The sequence below is a fragment of the Leptolyngbya sp. FACHB-321 genome (genome assembly GCF_014695975.1).
Taxonomy (GTDB): Bacteria; Cyanobacteriota; Cyanobacteriia; order Leptolyngbyales; family Leptolyngbyaceae; genus Stenomitos.
The window spans coordinates 32,345-48,959 of record NZ_JACJPI010000084.1 but is presented as its reverse complement, the minus strand read 5'-3'; the positions used below and the strand labels follow the sequence as shown (position 1 = coordinate 48,959).

The 16,615-nt window shown below is 49.0% G+C and carries 16 protein-coding genes; 4 read left to right on the top strand and 12 right to left on the bottom strand.

Annotated features, from left to right (window positions below; all coding sequences use genetic code 11):
• Nucleotides 1-60 precede the first annotated feature (60 nt).
• Entirely contained in the window at nucleotides 61-846 is a 786-nt protein-coding gene (locus H6F76_RS27175; protein WP_190513260.1) for a DUF2993 domain-containing protein, read from the bottom strand.
• A 362-nt stretch (nucleotides 847-1,208) separates the two neighbouring features.
• On the bottom strand, nucleotides 1,209-1,676 hold the full coding sequence (locus H6F76_RS27170; RefSeq protein ID WP_190513036.1) for an SRPBCC domain-containing protein: 468 nt from the start codon (nucleotides 1,674-1,676) through the stop codon (nucleotides 1,209-1,211).
• A 165-nt stretch (nucleotides 1,677-1,841) separates the two neighbouring features.
• Between H6F76_RS27170 and H6F76_RS27165 the strand changes: the two genes are divergently transcribed.
• Nucleotides 1,842-3,233 (top strand): malic enzyme-like NAD(P)-binding protein, encoded by a 1,392-nt coding sequence (locus H6F76_RS27165; protein WP_190513035.1) that lies wholly within the window; start codon nucleotides 1,842-1,844, stop codon nucleotides 3,231-3,233.
• A gap of 336 nt (nucleotides 3,234-3,569) precedes the next feature.
• Here the strand turns inward: H6F76_RS27165 and H6F76_RS27160 are convergent, their stop codons facing one another.
• The 8 genes from H6F76_RS27160 to H6F76_RS27125 form a co-directional block, all read right to left on the bottom strand.
• The gene (locus H6F76_RS27160; protein ID WP_190513034.1) at nucleotides 3,570-4,739 is read right to left on the bottom strand and encodes a PPC domain-containing protein; all 1,170 of its coding nucleotides are present in this window, start codon (nucleotides 4,737-4,739) and stop codon (nucleotides 3,570-3,572) included.
• Nucleotides 4,740-5,134: 395 nt separating this feature from the next.
• Entirely contained in the window at nucleotides 5,135-5,380 is a 246-nt protein-coding gene (locus tag H6F76_RS27155; RefSeq protein WP_190513033.1) for a hypothetical protein, read from the bottom strand.
• Between the two features lie 128 nt (nucleotides 5,381-5,508).
• Nucleotides 5,509-6,072 carry a nuclear transport factor 2 family protein gene (locus H6F76_RS27150; RefSeq protein WP_242036872.1) on the bottom strand — a complete coding sequence of 188 codons (564 nt, stop codon included), beginning with the start codon at nucleotides 6,070-6,072 and terminating at the stop codon, nucleotides 5,509-5,511.
• Nucleotides 6,073-6,101: 29 nt separating this feature from the next.
• On the bottom strand, nucleotides 6,102-7,694 hold the full coding sequence (locus tag H6F76_RS29905) for a DUF3747 domain-containing protein (protein WP_199322533.1): 1,593 nt from the start codon (nucleotides 7,692-7,694) through the stop codon (nucleotides 6,102-6,104).
• A gap of 254 nt (nucleotides 7,695-7,948) precedes the next feature.
• Nucleotides 7,949-8,632 (bottom strand): SDR family NAD(P)-dependent oxidoreductase, encoded by a 684-nt coding sequence (locus H6F76_RS27140; RefSeq protein ID WP_190513032.1) that lies wholly within the window; start codon nucleotides 8,630-8,632, stop codon nucleotides 7,949-7,951.
• Between the two features lie 46 nt (nucleotides 8,633-8,678).
• Nucleotides 8,679-9,110, bottom strand: coding sequence for a pentapeptide repeat-containing protein (locus tag H6F76_RS27135; protein ID WP_190513031.1), 432 nt, complete (start codon nucleotides 9,108-9,110; stop codon nucleotides 8,679-8,681).
• Nucleotides 9,111-9,371: 261 nt separating this feature from the next.
• Nucleotides 9,372-10,334, bottom strand: coding sequence for a glutathione S-transferase family protein (locus H6F76_RS27130; RefSeq protein ID WP_190513030.1), 963 nt, complete (start codon nucleotides 10,332-10,334; stop codon nucleotides 9,372-9,374).
• Between the two features lie 146 nt (nucleotides 10,335-10,480).
• A complete protein-coding gene (locus tag H6F76_RS27125) occupies nucleotides 10,481-11,179 on the bottom strand; it encodes a pirin family protein (protein ID WP_190513028.1) in 699 nt (232 codons plus the stop codon).
• Between the two features lie 733 nt (nucleotides 11,180-11,912).
• Here H6F76_RS27125 and H6F76_RS27120 point away from each other — a divergent pair.
• Entirely contained in the window at nucleotides 11,913-13,166 is a 1,254-nt protein-coding gene (locus tag H6F76_RS27120) for a hypothetical protein (RefSeq protein WP_190513026.1), read from the top strand.
• On the opposite strand, the gene H6F76_RS27115 is transcribed toward H6F76_RS27120, so the two are convergent.
• Nucleotides 13,157-13,303: a hypothetical protein gene (locus tag H6F76_RS27115; protein ID WP_190513024.1), complete on the bottom strand. Its 147-nt coding sequence runs from the start codon at nucleotides 13,301-13,303 to the stop codon at nucleotides 13,157-13,159. The genes H6F76_RS27120 and H6F76_RS27115 overlap by 10 nt on opposite strands.
• 57 nt (nucleotides 13,304-13,360) lie before the next feature.
• Between H6F76_RS27115 and H6F76_RS27110 the strand changes: the two genes are divergently transcribed.
• Both H6F76_RS27110 and H6F76_RS27105 read left to right on the top strand, forming a co-directional pair.
• Nucleotides 13,361-14,176 (top strand): SPFH domain-containing protein, encoded by an 816-nt coding sequence (locus tag H6F76_RS27110; protein ID WP_190452845.1) that lies wholly within the window; start codon nucleotides 13,361-13,363, stop codon nucleotides 14,174-14,176.
• Nucleotides 14,177-14,320: 144 nt separating this feature from the next.
• Nucleotides 14,321-15,070 carry a cobalt-precorrin-6A reductase gene (locus tag H6F76_RS27105; protein WP_190513022.1) on the top strand — a complete coding sequence of 250 codons (750 nt, stop codon included), beginning with the start codon at nucleotides 14,321-14,323 and terminating at the stop codon, nucleotides 15,068-15,070.
• A gap of 181 nt (nucleotides 15,071-15,251) precedes the next feature.
• On the opposite strand, the gene cbiE is transcribed toward H6F76_RS27105, so the two are convergent.
• Nucleotides 15,252-16,454: a precorrin-6y C5,15-methyltransferase (decarboxylating) subunit CbiE gene (gene cbiE, locus H6F76_RS27100; protein WP_190513020.1), complete on the bottom strand. Its 1,203-nt coding sequence runs from the start codon at nucleotides 16,452-16,454 to the stop codon at nucleotides 15,252-15,254.
• Nucleotides 16,455-16,615 lie beyond the last annotated feature (161 nt).

The window sequence follows — 16,615 nt, the reverse complement described above, 5'->3', positions numbered from 1 at the left end:
TTACCATTACATAGCTGCACAAATCGGCAAGCACTATACTTACCGATTTAATTGCTGCAACTACCCATTACCAGGAAAATGCTCAATTTGGGCATAGCCGCTAAAAACCAGCGTCTTGCCTTGAGTCTCTAGACGATTAATCCGCATCGTTACGCCATCCAAATCAAAACGATCAAGATCCACCATATTGTCGAGAATTTCGGCGAATGCCATCGTCATGACGCGTGAAATACCTCTCAGTTCTTCGGGCACAACAGCTTCGTTAAACTGTGGCTGCTGGAACGAGATGCGGCGGCGGCGTTCAACTGCTAACGTTGCCGTAAGGCTAATTGGCACAGTGCCATTAGGTAGTTCAGTTTTAGCAAAAATCTGAATCTTGCTGTCTGGCAACAGTTGCAGGTTGACATCTGTAAACGAAACAGGTTCACCACCGGAGAGGTTTGTCAGCTCAGGCGTGTCAACGTTCAAAAGCCGTTTTTTAACTAACTCAGACGAAAAGGCATGGTTAATGCCCTCTTCAGTCAGTACGACTTGAGCGATCGCCTGAGTCGGCTGCCTCAACCGAATCTTGCCACCCAAAACAGAGCTAAAGTCGATCGAAACGGCATCCGTTTCAAACGACATTTCCTTAACCCAAAAATCTTTTCGGATAACGAGGGAACGCCCGTTCATCTTAAAGTTATCAATGCTCCCTTGCAGCAGCTTGCTAGAAGGCGAACATCGAATCGAAACGTCCACTGACTCGCTTTGGGAGAACAGATGGCGAATCGATTGGCTGACGACCTTGTTGAGCATACGCTCACCAAAGTCAGTACCAGTAGGGGGTGCAGTAAAGCCACCAATCATGCGATCTTTAGTCCCGAAGGTTGTCTCACTAAGTTGTAACAAATTGTGAAGAAACCGACAATTGTTTTCTGCCTTTTTTGTTACTTCTGGCAGCAAATGTCATCGGTTGAGGTTCATCAAACACCTCTGTATCAAGCTTATGGCAAGTGATCCTACTGCCTGACACGCGAATGATTAAGGTTTTCCCAGCATTCGATTAGCAAAAGTTATCTTCTAGCTCTATTGCATGTCTCGATCGTACTGTGCTTAAGGGCAGAAAGACAGCATTGCGATGGGCGATTGCGAATTGGAGCACCGGGATCGGAACGACTCAACTTAAAATCCCTTCGGCTTCAGCTTGGGTCGAAAGCAAAACATCGTTTTTATCCTTTCCTAAACGCATTAAACGAAGCACTGGATGGAGATTCTGCATAGCGTTTTAGCTCCCGTGCCATACGGCGGATGCCTTGTTGCTCGTCCTGACGAATAAAGGGATAGAAAACTCGTGTGAGCAGCCCTGAGAAATTTTCCTGATGAATGTATTTAGTGCGATCGCGTCCTGTTTCCTGAAGCTGAAAGATATGCTCATTGGCAAACCCAGGAATGGATGAAACCCACTTCAGGCAAACCTCTGGTTGTACCAGCGTGATGCGTGGTTGAAACTCAGTTTCTTCATCGCCCGGTCTCCGTCGCAGCGAGAGGGAAACCTCCTGCCCTTGCTCAAATGTTTGGTTTGAGTCGCAGTCATAGAGAAACGTATTCCAGTACAGCCATTGTTCTTTGCGCCATAATGCTTGCCAAACCCTGCGCCGGGAGGCATTGATTTCAATTTCAGCGTAGAGACTGGGCATAGTGAATAACACTTCACAGGAATCACATCCAGGCAGTTGGTGTGACTTGGTACAATTGCGGGTCAAACATTCCTTTAAGCTAGGAACGCTTTTGCGGGCTTTACCTTTCGACTCGACGTTAATTAAGCTAATCTCAAGGCGACAATCTACAATACCCACACGCCCATGACCAACCTTACTCCTAATCCCAGTTTTAGCCTTACTATCCGCTTTCAGGTGCCAAACCGACCAGGTATGTTGGCATCGGTGACCATGGCAGTATCTAGCCTGGGCGGCAACATGGGTCAGATTGATCTGATTGAGCAGACGCGCCAGCTTTCACTGCGAGATATTACTATTGACGCTGCTAGCACCGAACATGCAGAGACGATCGTCGCCGCAGTTAAAGCACTACCCGACATTAAGGTGCTGAATGTGTACGATCGTACCTTTGATTTGCACCGGGGCGGCAAAATCACCGTGGAGAGCCGCATTCCACTGCGGGGGCAGCAAGATCTAGCAATGGCTTACACACCAGGAGTCGGACGAATTTGTACGGCGATCGCTGAAGATCCAGAACAGGTACATACTCTGACGATCAAGCAAAATACTGTAGCGATCGTCACGGATGGCAGCGCTGTTCTGGGCTTAGGCAATCTTGGTCCCGAAGCGGCAATGCCTGTTATGGAGGGTAAAGCCATGCTGTTCAAAGAATTTGGTGGATTAGATGCCTTCCCCATCTGTTTGGCGACGCAAGACACCGATGCGATCGTCGAAACGGTAAAAAATATTGCGCCTGTTTTCGGTGGCATCAACCTGGAGGATATTGCTGCTCCTCGCTGCTTTGAAATCGAAGCCCGTTTGCAACGCGAACTGGATATTCCTGTGTTCCATGACGATCAGCACGGGACGGCAATTGTTACCCTGGCAGCGCTCATCAATGCGCTGAAGCTAGTACATAAGTCTATGACGGATGTCCGCATTGTGATTAATGGTGCTGGAGCCGCTGGGGTGGCAATCGCTCGTCTTCTCCGTAAAGCTGGCGCGGAGCATATCGTCATGTGCGACTCTAGAGGTATTTTGTCTCTCGATCGCGCTGATCTGACAGCGCAAAAGCAAGACTTTGCGGTTGAAAAAAGCGGCAACTTGGCAGACGCGATGAAAGATAGCGATGTTTTCTTAGGCGTAAGCGCTCCCGGTGTTGTTACACCAGCAATGGTGCGCTCGATGGCAAAAGACCCGATCGTCTTTGCAATGGCAAACCCTATCCCCGAAATTCAGCCTGAACTGGTTAAGCAGGATGTCGCCATCATGGCAACGGGTCGCAGCGACTATCCTAATCAAATCAACAACGTGCTGGCGTTTCCAGGTGTGTTTCGGGGTGCGTTAGATTGCCGTGCCTCCACCTTTACAATCACTATGTATTTAGAAGCCGCACAGGCGATCGCATCCTTAATTAAGCCCTCTGACCTCAGTCACGAATTCATTATTCCCTCGGTCTTTGATGAGCGTGTAGCAACGGCGGTTTCTGCGGCTGTACAACAGGCAGCACGGCAAGATGGGGTAGCCCGTGCCTAGTATAGCGATCGAGCTGACTCAGCAGCCTCTGCCCGTCTCTAGTCCATTGGTACTACACACCAACGATTAATTATTATAGCCGTAGTCAATTTGGTGAGGACGGGGTGCAGGGGGTGAAACCCTCTTCGGCTTAAGCGCTCACGTCGAAAGCTGGCTAAGGGCAAAGCCCACCCCCCCTTGCTCCCAATGTCCTTATGTTTAAGGCGGCAGCTATAGAATTAGGCGCAAGAGTTTGCAACTTTTGGTCAGTGTGATCAAGCGATCATTCATTAATGGAGCGATCGCTTGATCGTTGCTAGAGGTAGTGATACCAAACGTCTCAAGTGTGGCAGTGAATCAAATAGATCCAAGAAAATCCAAGAAAGTTAAGAATAGATCGTAGCCGCTAGAGGCACCATTAACGCCTGGAAAAACTTGAACGTAATAGGTGCCAGCACTTAAATTATTGAAAGTGATTGAATCAGCCGCATTACCACTAAATGTAGACTCTTGAATCAAGCTCCCATTAGAACTACGCAAGGCAATATCTAGATCATTACTTAAACCAAACAGATCAACAGAAACGTAACGAGTCGTCGTCAGTGTAAAGCGGTAGTAGTCGTTTGTATCACTACCACTAATGAAGTTGTGAAAGTAAGTGAATCCTGAGCTAGGAGAACCCAGACTCAGAGCAGTGCCCAATGTGTTGCCAGGATCCGCTGTAGCGGAACGGCGGTCACTTAAACCGTAAGTTACCCAGTGCTCAAAACGCTGACGGTTCGTGCTAATGCCAGCGCTAGCTAAGTCGGGGTTCGCAATGGGGTAAGCGCTAGCGTTAAAGGCGGGAGAGAAGGATCGTCCTTCATCCACGCCAAAACTTACCAGGTGGGCAAAAGCTGCCGCTTGATTACCGTTAAAGGCTTGATTGACGTCCGCATTGTTTGCCAAGTAGTAGCCAACATCGACAAACGGTGAGAAGCTACGGGACTCATTAATCCCGTAAAGCTCTAAATGTACTAGTGCGCCAAGCCGACTGCCATTCACTGCGTTGTAGACATCACTATTAGCAAACAAGTAATAATCTAAACCTGCGACAGTACTAACATTGTCAGCAATATTGTCATTAGTACCCATAAAAGGGGAGAACCAACGTCCTTCCTCGATACCAAAGATGCTTAAGTGCTCCAGTATTAGCTCTCGATTTCCTCCATAAGCCTGGTTAACATCCCCGTTGAGGTTCCTATAAAAGTCAATGTCAACATATTGAGAGAAGCGCCGACCCTCAGCGACACCAAAATTCTGTAGATGACCAAGCAGCTGTTGATTACTTGTTAAGCCTGCGGCCACCAAGTCAGGGTTGCTAGAGCGATAGACGCTCAGGTTGGCAAAGAAGGAAAAGAACCGTCCTTCATTGACCCCAAAGTTTTGAAAGTGTTGGGTCAATTGCTCATCGGTAGTTAAACCTGCTGCGCCTAAATCTGTATTGGCAGCACGGTAAGCATCTACATCAAAAAGGTTAATAGCCATTTGTCTGGTCGCGAAATAATAACGGTTTATAGTTGCATAAAAAATAAAGTACAAACAATCCTTAGACGGAAAGATTGCGTAAATTTACGTAAACTTCATGTCTGAATTTTACAGGTTTTAGCTGCATGACTCCAAAAGATATACAGCCATAGCGTTACTAGACTTGTGCTTTACTATAGCAAGCGGCATACTAAGACAAACTTGTCCGTATATAACCCTAGTCCTCTACTGGTAGTAGACCTCTATGGACACCATACAGTAAGCGATCGATCAGAATGCGTTCGCCTGCGCTTAGCCTATCCGCAGCCTTCCCAGACTAAATGTTGTTTCGTTGATTTGCTATGAGGCTTTGAACGGAACAAGCGCTCCCTTGCGCGCCTTTCCAATCCCTGAACTCAATAAAGACCAGAAGACTCCAACAATCGCATTAAAGCTTCAATGAATTTTTTGCCCCATAAGCTCGACAACAATCCGCACGATGCGATCAGCACTAGTGCAGCCCCTGCGTGGGATAAATTTAATTCTCTAAAGGTCAACAAATAAGGGATGAGTACCATAAAGGTACCCAATGCGGCTCCTCCAAGAAAGCGGTAGGCAACGTTAGTCGACTGCTTTTGAAGCTTAGAATCTTCGGAAGTCATGCAAGAATTCTCTAATTCCTTATTAACTTGAGAGCTACACCCTAACAGAAAGGACTAACTCTCGATTCAGCAGTGCCCGCTGTAACACTCTCTGTCTCGTTGGTTGCTTTAGGCGATCGACTGTAGCCTTAACTTTCCGATCGCTTGGAGAGAATTTGTGCATTTAGCAACTCTTGGGGAGAGGCAAGAAGCTTAATTTTTGCGAACGTTAACTCTTTGTTTTCGTTAAGCGTAAAGAGCCAGGAGACATTGACTCCAAAAATGGGGGTTTGCACCTTTCCGCTAACCTCCACTGTGGTACAGCCATCCTCCACCGCTTGCGCCACACCCTGACGTGGTTGCAACTTTAGACCTTTTGCTTCTGCTTGTAAGTATGTGGCGATCGCATCCTGACCCTCTACCGCTTGCTCAAACGGTGGTTGCATTACACCATCAACAGCAAACAGTTGACTCGTTGCCTCAAACGCCTCTTCGTTAAGCGTTTCAAAGTAGCGCAAGATTACTGGTTCGCTGATGCCAGCAATGGTAAGCGCTGGTGATGTAGTTGCTTGGTGCAGGGTGGAGGATGACGGTTGCATAGTTTTGGTTAAAGCTAGGGCGATCGCAGCCTGGAGTAAGTCAAGCTGCGTAAGGCAAGCATAGGTAGGGAAACCAATAAACGCTTGCCTCCTTAGAGAGATTCTGTGCCGCAAGCAGCCAAAACTTTGCTATATCAGTAGCACTAGGGATAGACGGGTGTTGTCGGCACGACTACAGACCCTGGAGTAGGTGATGGAGTGGGAGAGGGTGATGGGGTAGGGAATAGTGATGGCGTAGGTGGGGATGATGGAGTGGGAGAGGGTGTGGCTGATGGTGTGAGCAATGGAGTTGGTGTAGGTGATGGATTGGGAGAAGGTGATGGAGTTGGCGTGGGGAAAGGTGATGGATTGGGTGTAGGGAACAATGATGGAGAGGGTGATGGAGTCGGATTCACCGAGGGCGTGAGGGATGGAGTTGGTGTAGGTGATGGAGTTGGGGTTGGTGTGGGTGCCAGAGTGGGTGATGGAGTCGGATTCACCGAGGGCGTAGGCACTAGTATTGAAGGCGTTGGGGATGGGTTTGGTGTCGGTACGCCAAGTTCCGTAGAGGATGGTGGTTGAGCCGGTATTGGAGCACCAACGACCACAACATAGTTAGATGGAATAGTAGGCAGTCGTCCAGCATTTACTAATGCCTGATAGACAAAGGCAGCAACTTCAGCACGAGTGGTAGGACGAGCTGGATTTAAACCTTTTACTCGAGGATAATTGACAACAATTTGGTTCTCGGTTGCCGCTGCGATCGCCCCCATTGCCCAATCTGGAATTTGAGCAGCATCCTGGTAATAGGACAACACATCTGCGCCTGTGCTGCTGAACTGCAACCCGCTGGCTAGTGTCACTAGTGCTTCGACACGGGGAATTTGTTGATTGGGCTTAAATGTGGTGTCTGGATAACCTGACATAAAGCCCTTCTCGTACGCCATTTGAATGGCTTCGGCACCCCAAAAGCTGGGTTGAATATCACTAAAGGTGGTGCGGGGGCGTTGAGCAGGCGTGCTAAACGCTTTGCTAACGATCGCGGCAAACTGTACGCGTGTTACCGGATCATTCGGACGAAAGGTGCCATCTTCAAAACCACTGATGATGTTTTGTGCAGCCAGTGCATCAATGTAAGTCTTCGCCCAATTTGACTGCGTATCAACAAAAGCCGTTAGCTTAATGTTGGATGGTGCCGTATCGCTGGTGAGATAAACTAGCCCCAGCACCTTGCCATTTTCAGTGCGCTTTGTGAGTCGCCAACCAGGGTTAAGGCTGATTTTGACAAAAGCGCCAGCCGGGGGTAATCCATTTGTTCTGCCAATTTCGATCGGTGGTGCATCACGATTAGTCAAATTGGTCGCCAATAGCACCAGATCGTTTTCACGTCGGGCGATACCAAGTTGAAAGAGAAGACCAAATTCCCGGTTAGCCATGCGAACCGAGTAGCCGTTACTGTCAGTGCTGCGCGCACAAATGTCTGTGAAGTCAAATTGCAAGAGGAGTGGATCGATTAGTGTAGGGTTCGTGCCGCTCTCACTCCAGCAGGGACGTGCGTTAGAAACCTGCTCCAGGATCAAAAGTTGGTATGCATTGGCACCGAGCGGAGACGCAACAACTGCAAATTTGTTGGGATCAACCTCTGTTTGCCCAAAGACTACCGCGATCGCGGTTTTTGCCGAAGGCAACAGACCTAGAGATGTGATGCCTAAAACCGTAGCGATAGAAGCAAGGCGCGATCGGATTGAAGTTGCCATAGATGTAACCTACCTGCGTAAACGAGTCGAACCAACGTATTGTTCGATCGCTTAACAGCATAGCAATCGATCGAACCTTGCCGGTTTTACTCCTCGTTGACGCATTGGCACCTTAATAGTGCCGTTCCCAGATCAACTTCTTCTAAAGCCTTGATAGCAACTCCCTTTTTGAACGCTACAAGGTAGAATCCCTTGCCTTCCAATTCTCCTTTCATAAGGAGAATTGGAAGGGATGCATCAGGCTAATGGTTTGTTTAACTGGGAACTGTCAGCGGTTGACCGTTCTGTTCAGGTTTTAAGTTAAGCAAAAAGGGAATGGCGCTGACAGCCCAATCGTGTGGCGCGATGAAACTGGCTGCGTCGCCGCCATAGCAAGTTTCCAGCATCTCAGTATGCACAATACCAGGACTGAGAGGAATGGCTGCCATGCCTGAAGGAAGCTCTTGAGCTAGGGCGCGAGTTAAGCCTTCGACGGCCCATTTAGACGCGCAATAAGATGCAACATTGGGCGAGGTTGATCGCCCCCAGCCGGAGCTAAGATTCACAATGATGCCATGCTGCTTTGCCACCATTGCGGGTAAAAAATGGCGAATGACATTAGCAACACCTTTAATATTAATGTCGATCAATGTAGAGAAGTCTGCTGACGGCACTTCCCAGAGGGGCGCTAGCGTGTTGATAATCGCAGCATTATTGATCAGCAAATCTGGCGTACCATAGGTTGCCAGCAGTCGCTTTGCCCATGCCTCTACCTGAAAGTCATGAGCGACATCGATCGCGGCGAAGTCATGCGGTGAGCCAAAGCGCTGCTGGAGTTTTTCTATCGCCTTGGGCGATCGAGCACAGCCTATAACTGTATGTCCTGCTTGGGCGAACCCCTCTGTCATTGCAAGCCCAAGTCCCTGGCTCACACCAGTAATAAGGATCAATTTAGTCATCCGCTCTGTTCGCCCATTTAAAGGTCGCTACATCGACTGCTTTGGTCTAGTCACTACCAACGCTGATACCGCTACCTTCCAGGAGTGCCCCTGTGATATCCACACCACTGGTTTTAGCACCAGCGGTTTCAGCATTACTCACATTAGCATCTTTCAAATTGGCATCTGTAAGGTTCGCTTGATTGAGGCTAACGTTACTAGCAAAGGCTTCCGAAAGATTAGCACCTTCAAGATTAGCACCCGTTAAGTCAGCACCTTCGAGGTTAGCATTGGTCAAATTAGCACCTTGCAGATTGGCATTTCTAAGGTCAGCGCCAAGCAGGTGCGCCTCTGTTAAGTCTGCGCCGGATAAATCGCACCCAGCACACGATCGCGTTTCGAGTAGGCGCTGTACGTGAGCCGGATTTGCAGCCTGCGCTGGAGCGGTGATCGCCAGAGCAGCGGCGATTAAAAGCGCGGGAGAAAGTTTAAGGTTCATATTTGCCTCTTGGAATGTCCATTGCTTGCTTCGCGCAAAGTGAAGCGTCAGTTGGCTACTACACAAGACACACGACAAAAATCGGAATTGAGCGAAAGGGAATAAGTCAACTACTTCTACACTGCCACAAGGCTCGGCGCTCGCAATCCTGCTATCGGCAGAGATTTGTAGGAAACATTAGCCAACCGCTATAACAGTTTGTTGCTAAAAAATTGCTACCAAAATAAGTTGGGTTTTGCGATCGCCTCTAGCTTTATCGCCTTAAAAACGGGCGCGATCGTGGGGCTCATCAAAATTGATCAATGGACCTTTTGGAACAATGCGATTCGGGTTTACCTGCGTCTGGCTCATATAGTAATGGCGCTTGATGTGGTCTAAATTGCACGTTGCTTTAATGCTGGGATATTGATAGATATCTTTCAGGTAATTCCACAAATTTGGGTAATCAACAAGGCACTTGAGATTGCATTTGAAGTGCCCGTGATACACAGCATCAAAGCGTATCAAGGTTGTAAAGAGACAGATATCTGCTTCAGTGAGTTGATTGCCACACAAATAACGCTGCTGACCTAGAACGGCTTCCCAACGATCAAGGTTTTCAAACAGTTCTGTTACTGCTTCTTCGTAAGCGTCTTGAGATGTAGCAAACCCAGACCGATACACGCCGTTATTAATAGGCATATAAATCGCGTCGATCGTCCGATCAATTGTGTCTTGCAAGGCTGGAGGATAGAAATCTGTGTCTGGTTTGGCGATTGCCGTAAAGGCAGTATCAAACATCCGAATAATTTCACGCGACTCATTGTTGACGATCGTCTGGGTCTGCTTATCCCACAGCACAGGCACCGTGATCCGTCCGGTGTAGCGATCATCTGCTTTAACGTAAAGGTCCTGCAAGTATTGAGCGTGGTTTACTGTATCGGGAAGGCAGCCTGGTGCATCCGAAAAGCCCCAGCCCTTATCCGTCAAAATAGGATCGACGATCGACAGCCCGATCGCTTCATCTAACCCTTTAAGCTGACGCATCATTAGCGTCCGGTGCGCCCACGGACACGCCAGCGAAATGTAGAGATGATACCGTCCTGCTTCTGCCTTAAACCCGCTCGACCCATCTGCCGTAATCCAGTGACGGAACTTTGTTGGCATTCGGTTAAATTTGCCCGTCTTGTCATGCTCTGTCCATTCTGTTGTCCATTTGCCATCGACCATCATACCGAGTGCCATGAGGTGCCTCCGTTGGAAGTTTTAGGTTTTGAGTTTTGAGTTGTAGCAGCGGAATGAGGAGAGGGGGAAGCAGGGAAGGAAGGGGCAGGGAGTTGCTCTAGCCTTTAGCCTTTAGCCTTCTCTCCCCAACCCCTTCCTACTTACTGTTATGCCAGATCAAACAGCAGGATTTCTGCATCGGTGCTGGCTGCAAAAGCTAATTCAGTTTCGTTACTGATTGCAGCCGCATCACCCTTGTCGAGTGTGGTGCCGTTCAGCGTCACCTCGCCCTGCACAATTTGCACCCAGGCATGGCGATCGGCTTGCAGCGTATAGGTAAGCTGCTCACCTGGCTCTAGAATCGTGGCGTAGATTGCGGCATCTTGATGCAGTTTGACTGCACCATCCGTTGCCTCACGATTTGCAATAGCCCGCCATTGGTTGCGTTTTGTTTCTGCTGGGAACTCCTTTTGCTCGTAGCTGGGCGTGATGCCTTGCCGTTCTGGCAAAAGCCAGATTTGCAGCAAATGCAATCCTTCTGTCGTGGAGGGATTGAACTCGCTGTGAGTAATCCCGGTGCCTGCCGAAAAGCGCTGCACACCACCAGCACCAACCTTCTCTGTATTGCCGATACTATCTTTGTGAGCCACGGCACCGGAAACAACATAGGTGATGATTTCCATATCCCGATGGGGATGTGTTGGGAAACCTTTAGCAGGGGCAACCATATCTTCGTTGATGACCCGTAGGCTACGAAAGCCCATGTGCTGTGGATCGTAATAGTTGGCAAATGAGAATGAATGGTAGGAGTCTAGCCACCCGTGGTTAGCGTGTCCCCGGTCTTCAGCTTTACGAACTGTGAGCATGATCAGTGCCTCCTGTAGAAATATACTAAGTCATACACTTCGTATGCAAACAGAATAACACATAAAATGTTTGTATGCAAACTAACCGACATTGGTCTTGATATGCCTACCATGCCGCTGCTATGCGGTACGCTTCTATAGCTGTGAGGGGCGATCGCTCTTCTGAAGTCAACGATTAGCAGGATGACACATTGCGAGGCGCGATCGTGTTGTCAATTTGCACCATCTTTATAAAAACTAACCGCTATGTGGTGTCGTCGAAGTTGAGGACAGCGCAAGCCATTCGCATATCGACTTCATCCCTGAAGCCTAAACATACAAACAAACTGTCGGGTTGCAGAAACGGTTAATCAAACAAACTACCCGCGCGGGTAATTAGATAGTTAAGCACCCTCACTCATAATGTGGGCGTACAGCTTTAGCTTGAAGATAGAGGAGAACCCGATTGCACCAGGAAACTGTCAAGCAAGTGAGTCCTTTTGGAGAAGCAGATTGCGAATCTGAAGTGAAACTCCTCAAGCAAGAGTACAGCGAATATTTCTTTTACGAAACTCGATTCAATAGTTTAGCGCTTGATCTAAATGCCTTCCTTATCGTGGGCAGATGAGGATCGGGAAAAACTGCCCTCTCTCAATTCTTCTCCTTTCAAAAGCAACTTCGCAACACGATCGCAATTGATGTTGATGAGCCTGTAGCGTTTGAACAGATTTTAGAAAAAGTTTCTAAACTCACGATGCAGTCTCGCGAAGTTGCCATTCCTAGAATTGCAAAAATATGGGACTTTCTCATTTGGCTCATCATCTTTAAAGAACTGAAGGATCAGGATATACGGATTCGGGCTGCCTGTATCTTTGGCGATCACAATAGCAAAGTCTCCAACTTCATTCGCCATACACTCAGCGCTCTGGTTAATCATTTTTTGGATACCAAAGGTGATTTACTGAGTGAGTTAGAAGCGATTCTTTCAGACGAAAGAATTACCGCTGGTAAAGCTGCCGTACTGGAAATAGCACGCAAAAAACCGATCATTGTAGCGATCGACACATTGGAAAATTACGCTGTTAATGACGACATTATGATGCGAACAACGGCAGCGCTGATTCAGTGCGGTTCTGAGTTCAATCGCGATCATGCTAGAAATGGAGTGCATTTAAAGATCTTTTTGATGGCTGAAGTTTTCCCTCACCTGAAGGAAGAAGTCATTCTAAACACGCTGAAATTTGTGCGACATGAAGTCTATTTGCATTGGCGACCAAAAGATCTACTGCGGCTTATTAGCTGGCGCTTTCATCATTATTTACGCGCAGTGGGTCAGCTCTCCAAAGAGTCTACAAACATCAAATGGGATGACTATAACGAAGTCCGCGAGAAGATGTGGAACCCTTATTTTGGCAACAGCCTACGGAATCATAGAGGCTTGTCTGAGCTATCGTTTCCTTATGTGCTGCGTCATACGCAAATGCGTCCTCGGCAACTGATTGTACTCTGTAATACGATCGCAGCTCGAGCGACTAGAGAAAAAACATTCCCAGCTTTTCGTCCAGAAACGATTATCAAGGCTGTTGCAGAAGGTGAATATGCTTTGGCGGAAGAAGTGCTTAACTCTTACAGTGCCGTTTACCCAAAAGTTGGCAGAATTGTGGAAGCGCTGTCAGGTTTACCGATGATCTTTAAAGGGAATGAATTAGATAAAAGAGCACCGCTTACTTCATCGGAATGGCCGACTGGAGAATATTCTCCCTTCGCGTTTCGGCAACTCATTGCTGAACTAGGCATTATTGGACGAGTACGAAATATTGATCAAAAATCGGGCTTTGTAGAAGCAGATTTTGAATATAGTTCAAAAACACGACTACCGCTACTTGTTACAGATTGCTGTGTGGTGCACCCAATGTTTTACCGACGGCTCAATATCAACCAGAACCATAATCTGAGGGTTTACCCTTTTCCTGAACATGAGGAATTTCAGGAGCTTGCCTATCGATAAGCGATCGTTGTTTGCCAGAAAAAACAGCTTTCACTGATCCTCTTGATCCCTTCCACCACGTTAGCGATCGCCACTTTTGATAGTGCTGGCGCGATCGCTGCCACCTTCAAGCGATCGTCTTTGCTGTAGGCAAGCATTATGCAACGTCGATCGCCTATGGTCGTAGCAGTGATCAATACAAAGGAGTTTCAATCGTGAGTAGTCAGCAAGCGCAAACCTGGCAGACGACTGCACTACTGGTGCTCGTCGGCATCGTGGCGCTGTTAGGGCTGAATGCCTTTGTCATCATCAACCCCGGTGAGGCTGGGGTTATTAGCATTCTCGGTAAAGCGCGTGATGGTGAACTGCTGGAAGGCATTCATATCAAGCCACCGTTTGTCTCCAGAGTCGACATTTACGATTTGACCGTGCAGAAGTTTGAAGTGCCTGCCCAAAGTTCTACCCGCGATTTGCAAGACTTGACTGCCAGCTTTGCCATCAACTTTCGCTTAGATCCAGCTCAGGTTGTGAATATCCGACGCACACAGGGCAGTTTGCAAAACATTGTGTCGAAGATTATTGCGCCTCAAACGCAGGAGTCGTTTAAGATTGCGGCGGCACGGCGCACCATTGAAGAAGCGATTACTAAGCGTGATGAGCTGAAGCAGGACTTTGATATGGCACTGGGTGATCGCCTGAATAAATACGGCATCATCATTCTTGATACCAGCGTCGTTGATCTGAAATTTTCGCCCGAATTTTCTAATGCGGTAGAAGAAAAGCAGATTGCAGAACAGCGCGCCCAACGAGCTGTGTATGTTGCCCAGGAAGCCGAGCAAGAAGCCGAAGCAACGATCAACCGTTCGAAAGGACAAGCAGAAGCCCAACGCTTGCTGCGTGAGACGCTGACACCAGAACTGCTACAGAAACAGGCGATCGAGAAATGGGACGGCAAGTTTCCACAGGTTATGGGTGGCAATGGGGCGCTGCCGTTCATTAATCTCGATACGGCGAAGCTGGCAACAAAATAGCGCATCATCTTGATCGTCTTGTATCAGGGATGACACGCTTTGCACCGCTGTCATCCTTGATACGTTGCCCAACAGCAAGTAACGCCTACCAAGACTATCCAGCCGGATAAAAGGTTTCGCATTCAGTTCTTCTAAAGCGACGCAGTGAATTCTGAAACCACACAAGTGCTCATTTTAGGCGGCACAGGCGATGCAGCCGCACTCGCTGCCCAACTCTCGATTTTGCCAGGAGTAGAGATCACCACCGCTTTAGCTGGACGGACACAGCAGCCGTCTGCGCTACCTGGAGAAGTGCGCGTTGGTGGCTTTGGTGGCTCTGATGGCTTGCTTGCTTATCTCAAACAGCAGCGCATTGATATCTTGATTGATGCCACGCATCCATTCGCTGCACAGATATCTTGGAATGCAGCAATGGCGGCAGTTGAGGCGCGTCTTCCTCATCTCATGCTGGTGCGACCAGAGTGGGAGAAAGTTGCGGGCGATCGCTGGATTGAGGTCGAGACTGTCGAAGCCGCCGCCCAAGCTATTCCAACAAATGCCAGGCGCATCTTTCTTACCATTGGCAGACAGCAGCTTGCACCCTTCGCGCTGTTACCACATTGGTTCCTCATGCGGTCGATTGATCCACCAGCCACCGACATGGCGTTACCAAATGGCGAATTGCTGCTCGATCGCGGTCCCTATACGCTAGAAAACGAGATTGCGCTTCTGAAACAGCACAGGATTGAGGCGATCGTCAGCAAAAACAGCGGTGGTGCTGCCACTTACGCCAAAGTTATGGCAGCAAGAGAGCTAGAGCTACCGATCGTGATGGTGCAGCGTCCTGCAATGCCATCTGGCGATCGAGTCTCAGATGTTGCTAGTGCAGTGGAGTGGGTAAAGCGAATGCTTTGAAAAGCGGTCAGCTTTCAGCAGTCGGCTTTCAGCGATCGGCAAGAGAACCGATCACTAGCACAGCATACGTTTACAAAACTAATCGGCTATCTATCTGAGAATTTTAGTGGCAATCAATGTTCCCAACGTTGGGAGCGAAAGGCTTTTCATCCTTTATAGCTGCGGTTAGCGGCGGTCTTAGCTAGGGTTTGACTACTGCCCACTGTGTAATTGGTGCGAGCGATCGCCAACCCAAGAAACGCCCAATCGGTTCGGCACGTTGAATAGCAATGCGCGTAAAGGTGCCGCCTAGTTTTTCATGCCATTGAAAGAGGAGCCGTTCACCCTCGATCGTAACCACATTAGCAACCAGACGACCACCCTGCGGCAACGCTGCCCAGCAGGTTTCAATCATGCCGTCGGTAGTGGTACCACCACCAATAAAAATAGCGTTGGGTTGAGGCAAATCTTGGAGCGCATCAGGTGCTTTGCCGTTGATGATGTGTAGCCCCGGTGTGCCGAGTGCCGCTGCATTATCGGCAATATACTGGGTTCTGGTTTTCTCAATGGCGATCGCCCGACAACGGGGATGGCTCCGTATCCATTCAATGGCGATCGACCCACAGCCTGCGCCTACATCCCACAAAAGTTCTCCCGGCATGGGCGCAAGCGCCGACAGGGTAAGCGCCCGTACCTCATGCTTGGTCAGTTGTCCATCATGGTGATAAGCATCGTCTGGGAGGCCCGGTGTACGCGGCAGGGCTGTTACGCCTGAATGGGCAACGCACTCAACCGCGATCGCGTTGAGGTTGGCTAAATTCGTCTCGCTCCATGTTGAGGCAGTGCCCACTACATGACGTTCGTAAGCGCCACCCAACCGTTCTAAAACTGTCATTGAACTATTGCCAAAGCCGCGTTGAGTCAGCAGTGCAGCAACGATCGCGGGTGTTTGCTGACCTTCACTCAAGATCAAGAGCCTAGCACCCGGATATAGATAGGCGTGCAGCAAGGCAGGCGGACGATTGCACAAGCTGACCGTTTCGACTTCCGTAAGCGACCAACCGAGTCGGGCACAAGCAAGGCTAAAGGTCGATGGTGCCGGGAGAATCGTCATTTCTGCTAAAGGGATGTGACGAAGCAGCGTGACCCCAATGCCGTAGCACATGGGATCGCCACTGGCCAGCACACAGACGGCTTGCCCCTGATGATGCAAAATTGCTTCGATCGAGTCCCGCAGAGGCGATGTCCAAACCAGGCGTTCGCGAGCGTCTGTCGGCAGCATAGCCAGATGTCGATCGCCCCCCACTAGCACTTCAGCGCGATCAACTAGAGAACGAGCGATCGTGCTGAGTCCTGCTAACCCGTCCTCGCCAATCCCCACTACCGAAAGCCATTTCTGAGTCATGTAGCAGCACTAAAGAGTTTAATGGAGCCGTCAGCGGTCAGCTTTCAGCGGTCAGCCTCAGGCTAGGAGCTAAAAGCTAATAAGGTATCCGCTAGTGAAAACGAAGCCGTCAGCGGTTAGTTTTCAGCAGTCAGCCTCGAGTTAAGAGCTAAAAGCCGATA